At 37.7% G+C, this 1,151-nt stretch carries 1 protein-coding gene; it reads right to left on the reverse strand.

Going from position 1 to position 1,151, the window contains the following annotated elements; genetic code table 11:
* The coding region (locus tag ED312_RS23735) for a hypothetical protein (protein WP_170164466.1) at window positions 1-1,151 on the reverse strand (1,151 nt) is incomplete at both ends.

A 1,151-nucleotide genomic window follows, 5' to 3' on the forward strand; every position in this document is an offset into this window, starting at 1 on the left:
GAATATAAACAGTAAAACAATAATAAAGGACAGACTCCATGTATACCAGGTATTCTTTTTATGGCGGTTTTCCAGGTTCCGGATAATGGTTTCTTTTTGCCTGAGGAGTTCTGGGGTATCGTATTTCCGGGCGATTTCTCCGCCGATTACTCGTTCTTCCAATAACACACTATCTAATTCCAGGAGTTTATCGACGTATATAAGCTGGCTATCTCTTTCTTGACGGTCATTATAATAATCTATAAGGTATTCATAGGCGTCTCTGATTTCGGGCATTACGGCATTGATTTTAGAGACCAGGGAGTCTGTTTTGAGGAAGATTGCTACGGCTTTTTCATTTCTACCCAAACCTTGGAAAGATTTTCCCCGGTAATACTGTGTTAAAGCAATGTTATATTCCAACTTGGTATATGGCATAGCCTTGTCCAGGCTATCGAGAGCCGCCTGAAAATTGCCCTTGTAGAATTCTAACGTACCGCTGTTAGAAACGATTCTATAATAATATGAAGAATCTTTATATTCCAGACTTTTACGAATGCCATATCGAAAATACTTTTCGGCAGAGTCCAACTCTTTTAAATTAAGATAATCATATGCTACATCATTTATTACGGAGAGATGTGTTTTCTTATACTTGTCCCCACGATTCGGACTATAACTATACTCCTTCCTATATATTGGTTGGTTTTCCAGTGCATGTAAGTAATCTTTATCAATAGCCAGGGCCCCTCTATAATCTCCAACCCTGTTTTTGAGCGTTGCGATCATGTATCGTATATGCACTAGCATTTTAATATTATCCCTTTCCACGGCATATTTATAGCCGATAAGATAATATTCCATGGTTTTTTTATAATCATCTAATTGGTAATACCAATATCCTTTTAATAAATAGCCTACGGCAGGATGAAATTTGTCGTCCGTATGTTGAGTAAGTGCAATAATGGTATCGGCATATTGTAATCCTTTCTGTGCTCCAAAACTTGTCGCATAGTAATAATACCCTTTAGCCATACGTATAGAGTCTTTTTCTTCCCGGGCTTTTGCTATATAGGTATTGACAATAGTTTTAGCTGTAAGAGTATCTTTTGGTAGCCATTGGTAAAACAGGGTGTTGAGATCGTCATAGCTTTTATGGAGGAGGGTGTCTT

The sequence above is a fragment of the Sinomicrobium pectinilyticum genome, assembly GCF_003725735.1.
Classification (GTDB): domain Bacteria; phylum Bacteroidota; class Bacteroidia; order Flavobacteriales; family Flavobacteriaceae; genus Sinomicrobium; species Sinomicrobium pectinilyticum.